Annotated in this window: 3 protein-coding genes and 1 pseudogene (1 of these 4 only partly in view); all 4 read right to left on the bottom strand. The window is 71.4% G+C overall.

Annotated elements, in window-relative coordinates:
• Window positions 1–1,952: the 5' portion of a putative bifunctional diguanylate cyclase/phosphodiesterase gene (locus D471_RS0108060; protein WP_017598143.1), read on the bottom strand. Its footprint begins 133 nt before the window's first position; 1,952 of the gene's 2,085 nt are visible here — the first part of the coding sequence; it begins with the start codon at window positions 1,950–1,952; the stop codon falls past the left edge of the window.
• 182 nt (window positions 1,953–2,134) lie between these two features.
• Window positions 2,135–2,593 (bottom strand): VOC family protein, encoded by a 459-nt coding sequence (locus tag D471_RS41665; RefSeq protein WP_241479586.1) that lies wholly within the window; start codon window positions 2,591–2,593, stop codon window positions 2,135–2,137.
• Between the two features lie 57 nt (window positions 2,594–2,650).
• Complete coding sequence (gene ligA, locus D471_RS33475) at window positions 2,651–4,909, bottom strand: NAD-dependent DNA ligase LigA (RefSeq protein WP_083924160.1); 2,259 nt, start codon at window positions 4,907–4,909, stop codon at window positions 2,651–2,653.
• 34 nt (window positions 4,910–4,943) lie between these two features.
• Window positions 4,944–5,457 (bottom strand): annotated as a pseudogene (locus D471_RS0108045) (methionine synthase); the annotation flags it as partial.

Genomic DNA, 5,457 nt, shown 5'->3' with positions numbered 1-5,457 from the left:
GCGGTGGGGCAGCCGGTGTCGCGGGCCGCCTGGGCGAGTTCGCGGGTCTGGACACCCTCGGCGGTCGCGCTCATTCCCAGGGCGCGGACCAGCGCGATGGCGGCGCGCACGACGGTGTGGCCGTTGTCGGAGTCGTCGGTGAGCCGCGTGGTGAAGGACTCGTGGATCTTCACCTCGTCCAGGGGGAGCCCGGCGAGCTGGGCGAGGGTGAAGTGGCCGGTGCCGAAGTCGTCGAGGGCCAGTCCGACGCCCAGGCGGCGGAGCGCGCGCACGGCGGCGGTGGCGGCCTCGGTGTCGGTGATGAGCGCCTGCTCACCGAGCTCCAGGACGAGTTGCTCGGGCGGGACGCCGTGGTCGCGCAGCGCGGCGGCCACGGTGTCGGGCAGCGCGGGGTCGAGGAGTTCGCGCATGCTCAGGTTCACGGAGACGGGCAGGTCGATCCCGCCCTCCCGCCAGTCCGCGACGCGGGCGAGAGTGGTGTCGAGGACCTGGCCGGTGAAAGCGCGAAACAGGTTGGACTGCTGGACGACCGGCATGAACTCCTCCGGGGCGAGCAGCCCTCGGGAGGGGTGGCGCCAGCGGGCCAGGGCCTCCAGACCGACCGGGCGCCCGTCGATGAGACAGACCTTGGGCTGGTAGTACATCTCCAGGGCGCCCTCGGTGAGGCCGCGCCTCAGCTCGCTGAAGAGGCTGAGCCGCGCGGTGGAGTTGCGGTCCTTGCCCGGGTCGTAGGACTCGACGCCGGTGCGTCCGCTCTTGGCCACGTACATGGCGACGTCGGCGCGCTGCATGAGGAGCTCGAAGTCGGGGGCGTCGTCGGGGAAGAGCGCGATGCCGATGCTGGCCGCCAGGTCGAAGTCCATGCCGTCGAGCCGGACGGGTTCGGCGAGGGCGTCGCGCAGACGGGCGGCCACCTCCCGCGCGGAGGCGGTGTCTCGGACCTTGGGCAGCAGGACGGCGAACTCGTCGCCCCCGAGCCGGGCGACGAGGTCGCCGGGGCGCACGCTGCGGGTGAGCCGCTGCGCGACGGTCTGGAGGAGGCGGTCGCCGGTGGGGTGGCCGAGGGTGTCGTTGACCTCCTTGAACCGGTCGAGGTCGAGCAGGAGCAGGCCCACCCTGCGGCCGCGCTGTTGGGCGTGGCCGATCTCCTGGCGGGCGCGGAGGGTGAGCCGGGTGCGGTTGGCCAGGCCGGTGAGTTCGTCGTGGTTGGCCTGGTGGTCGCGCTTCACCGACAGTTGGGCGCTGGTGTAGAGGGCGCCGAGGGGGACGGCGAACAACGGTACGTACAGCACGGAGTGGGTCATGGCGGTGACGACGAGCGGCGCGAGGCTGAGCAGGACGCCGTTGACGTAGACCTGCTGGCCGATCCCCTTGTACATGACCTGGGCGAGGGGTGAGCGTTCGTGCATGGCCACCGCGCACATCACCAGGACGCGGTTGACCACGAAGTAGGCGGACCCGGCAGCGGCGACGGCGAGGAGTTCGCCTCCGTCGGGCATCCAGGGAACGTCCAGGACGGCGGGCAGGAGCAGGCGCAGGACGGCGTCGGCGACGCCCAGGGACAGGGTGTACTGGGCGGCGTTGAACGCGGTCCGGTGGGGGGCGTGGCCCCGCACGAACCCGCCGACCCCGGTGGCGACGGCCTGGAGGAGCGCGGCGACGGGGAGTCCGAAGAAGAGGACGACGGCGAAGGAGAAGGGCAGGGAGGTGGGCGTGCCGCTGTTGGGCGGCTGGCCTGGCATGGAGATGGGCCTGAGCTCCCCGAGGATGGTCATGCACAGCAGGACCCACAGGAGCGGTTCGGACATGAGAGCCTGGAGCTGGGCGAGGCCGAGTTCGAGGCTGGCGAAGACGAGCAGGCCCAGTCCGGCGAGCATGGTGCTCGCCATGTACAGCCAGAGCGGCGTCCCGACGCGGGGACCGATGTCCCTGGTGCTGATGGGGTCCTTCATCCGTGGTCCTCGTGAGGGGGACGCGGAGGACGACGGCACGGGTGGCACCGCCGCTCCTGAGTGTCGAGGTTCCCATGAGACGGCCACCCCTCATGGCCGAATCCGGGATTTGGATGTGTCCACATCCGGGCGCTTGATGTCCAGCTTACGTGGTTTCATCACCAACTGTCGCACGACCGGAACTATCCGTGAAACACGGTGCGTAACGGGGGTGGGTCGACGGCGCCCAGGATCCCGCCGGAGGCGAACACCACCGCCCCCGCGGCCGCCGTGCGCGGCGGGGGGACTGGTGGCGTCGGCCCGGCTCTCGGCGCGACGGCGGCGGCATCCCGTGTGGGGTCTCGAACCGGCTGGCCGCGCGTCCGGGTGAAGCGCGGCATGGTGCCGGAGGGGTCGCGGAAGGCACGGTCGCGGACGCCACAGGGCTGGTCCATCGGTTCCTGGAGCACCTCGGCACCCGCCCCGCTGATGCGCTCGAACGTGGCGGCGCAGTCGCCCGTCGCGAAGACGACGCCGCGCGGCAGACCCTTGGCCAGCGGCTCCGCCATGGCCCGCTGGTCGTCCTCCGAGGCGTTCGGGTCGGCCGGGGGCGGCTCCAGAACGATGTTCACGTCGGGCCGCGACGGCGGGCCGACGGTCACCCAGCGCATCCCCTCGAACCCGACGCCGTCGCCTACCTCCAGCCCGCGGCCGCGCTCCTACGCGGACTCCGTGCCACCGTCCTCGTCGGCGGGCGGGTTGATCCGCGCGTCGGCGGCCGCGTCCGGACCCGATTCGAGCAGGACCCGGAAACCCTGTTCGTCGAGGATCGGCACACCGAGCTTGACCGCCTTGTCGTACTTGGATCCGGGACTCTCCCCCGCCACCACGAAGCTGGTCTTCTTCGACACCGACGACGTCGCGCGCCCCCCGCGCTCGGCGATCGCCTCCTTGGCGCTGTCGCGGGTGAAGCCCTCCAGTCCGCCGGTCACCACGACGGTGATGTCCTTGAGCACGTCCGTCTCGTACTCGTCGGACTTCTCGTCCTCCATGCGAACACCGGCCGCGCGCCACTTGCGGACGATCTCGGCGTGCCAGTCGACCTCGAACCACTCGCGGATGGACTTCGCGATGGTGGGGCCGATGCCGTCGACGGAGGCCAGCTCCTCCTCGCTCGCCTCGCGGATGGCGTCCAGGGAGCGGAAGTGGCGGGCCAGGTCCTCGGCCGCGCGTGGGCCCACGTGTCGGATCGAGAGGGCCACCAGGACCCGCCAGAGCGGCTTCTGCTTGGCCTCCTCCAGCTGCTCGAAGAGCTTCTCGACGGTCTTCTTCGGCTCCCCCTCCTTGTTGGCGAAGAAGGAGACCACCTTGGGCTCGCCGGTCTTGGGGTCGGTCTTGGGCTCGGTGGTGTCGGGGTCGAGGACGTGGGTGCGGATGGGCAGCAGCTGGTCGACGGTGAGGTCGAACAGGTCGCCCTCGTCTCGCAGCGGCGCCTGGGCGGGCTCGAGCGGCTGGGTCAGGGCGGTGGCGGCGACATAACCGAGCGCCTCGATGTCCAGGGCCTTGCGTCCGGCGATGAAGGAGACCCGTTCGCGCAGCTGGCCCGGGCAGGAGCGGGCGTTGGGGCAGCGCAGGTCGACGTCGCCCTCCTTCTGCTGGCCGAGCTCGGTTCCGCACTCGGGGCAGTTCTCCGGCATGACGAACTCGTGCTCGCTGCCGTCGCGCAGCTCGGTGACCGGGCCGACGATCTCGGGGATGACGTCGCCCGCCTTGCGCAGGACCACGGTGTCGCCGATGAGCACTCCCTTGCGGGCGACCTCCTGGGCGTTGTGCAGGGTGGCGAACTCGACCTCGGACCCGGCCACGAGCACCGGCTCCATGACGCCGTAGGGGGTGACCCGGCCGGTGCGGCCCACGCCGACCTTGATGTCGACGAGCTTGGTGGTCACCTCCTCGGGCGGGTACTTGTAGGCGATCGCCCAGCGGGGGGCGCGGCTGGTGGAGCCCAGGCGGCGCTGGAGGGAGAAGTCGTCGACCTTGATGACGATGCCGTCGATCTCGTACGCGGGCACGTGGCGGTCGCGCTCGTAGCGGGAGACGTAGGCGCGGACCGCTTCCATGGAGTCGACGACCTCGTAGCGGTCGCTGAGCGGCAGCCCCCACTCACCGAGGCGGGTGTAGGCCTGGGACTGGCTGGTGAGCGCGATGCCCTCGGAGGAGTCCTCACCCCCCGCCGGGGTGTACGCACCGACCCCGTGCACGATCATCGACAGCGGGCGGGTGGCGGTGACCCGGGGGTCCTTCTGCCGCAGCGAGCCCGCCGCGGCGTTGCGCGGGTTGGCGAAGGGGTGCTCACCCGCGTCGGTGATGCGCTTGTTGAGCTTCTCGAAGTCCTCGACGGGCAGGAAGACCTCGCCGCGCACCTCCAGAAGCTCGGGTGCGGGGCGGACGGACTCGTCGAGGCGTTCGGGCACGACGTCGATGGTGCGGATGTTGAGGGTGATGTCCTCACCGACACGGCCGTCGCCGCGGGTGGCCGCGCGCACGAGGCGGCCCTTCTCGTAGACGAGGTCCACGGCGAGGCCGTCGATCTTCAGCTCGCACAGGTAGGAACCCACCGGGACCTCGGCGCTGGCCCGATCGGCCCAGGCGTTGAGCTCCTCGACGTCGAAGGCGTTGCCCAGGCTCTCCATGCGGACGAGGTGCTCGACCTCGGTGAAATCGACGCTGATCGGCGCGCCGACCTTCTGGCTGGGCGAATCCTGGGTGACGAGGATGGGGAAGCGCCGCTCGATGTCGAGCAGCTCCTCCATGAGGGTGTCGTACTCGGCGTCGGAGATGATCGGTTTGCCGAGGTAGTAGCGGTAGCTGTAGTCGTCCAGGTCCTGACACAGCTCCTCGTGACGGGCGCGGACCTCGTCGGGGATGTGGGTGGTGTCGTCGTGCGCGCTCACGTCCTGCCTTTCTGCTGCTCTCATGCTCGCCTGCTGCGGTCGCGGCCCCAGGGCTGGTCTACCCGCGGGGCTCGTCCCGCAGGACCCGGGCCCCCGCGCGTGCCGCGGTGAGGGCGGCGCGCGCGTGCCCGGGCGAGGCACCCGCAAGACCGCACGTGGGGGTGGTGACCACCGCGCGGGAGAGCAGGTCAGGGGTGATTCCCAACCGGTTCCAAAGCTCGCGTACGGGATCGACGGTAGCGGCCGGGTCGGACAGTCGGGGGGACCGCGCCGAAGGCGTCCGTCGAGGGTGTCCCGCTCCTGCGCGAAGCGGCCCCCGGGCGGTGGCGGGCGACGGGTGGGCGTCGGCGGACGTGCCGTCGAGCGAGGGCACGACACCGAGCAGCAGACCGACACCGGCCTCGACGGCGGTGCCGAGCATCTCGTCGTGGTCGCGGTTGAGCAGCAGGGCGTTGAGGCTGAGGGCCCGGGCGCCGCTGCGGCGCATGAGGTCGATGGGGACCCCCGCGGCGCAGCAGTGGGCGACGGGGACGGCCCCGGCGTCGTCGATGGCGGCGAAGAGGACGCGCAGG

The sequence above is a fragment of the Nocardiopsis lucentensis DSM 44048 genome (assembly GCF_000341125.1).
Classification (GTDB): domain Bacteria; phylum Actinomycetota; class Actinomycetes; order Streptosporangiales; family Streptosporangiaceae; genus Nocardiopsis; species Nocardiopsis lucentensis.
Note: the sequence above shows the minus strand (reverse complement) of the source record. Positions and strands in the feature narration are given on the sequence as shown.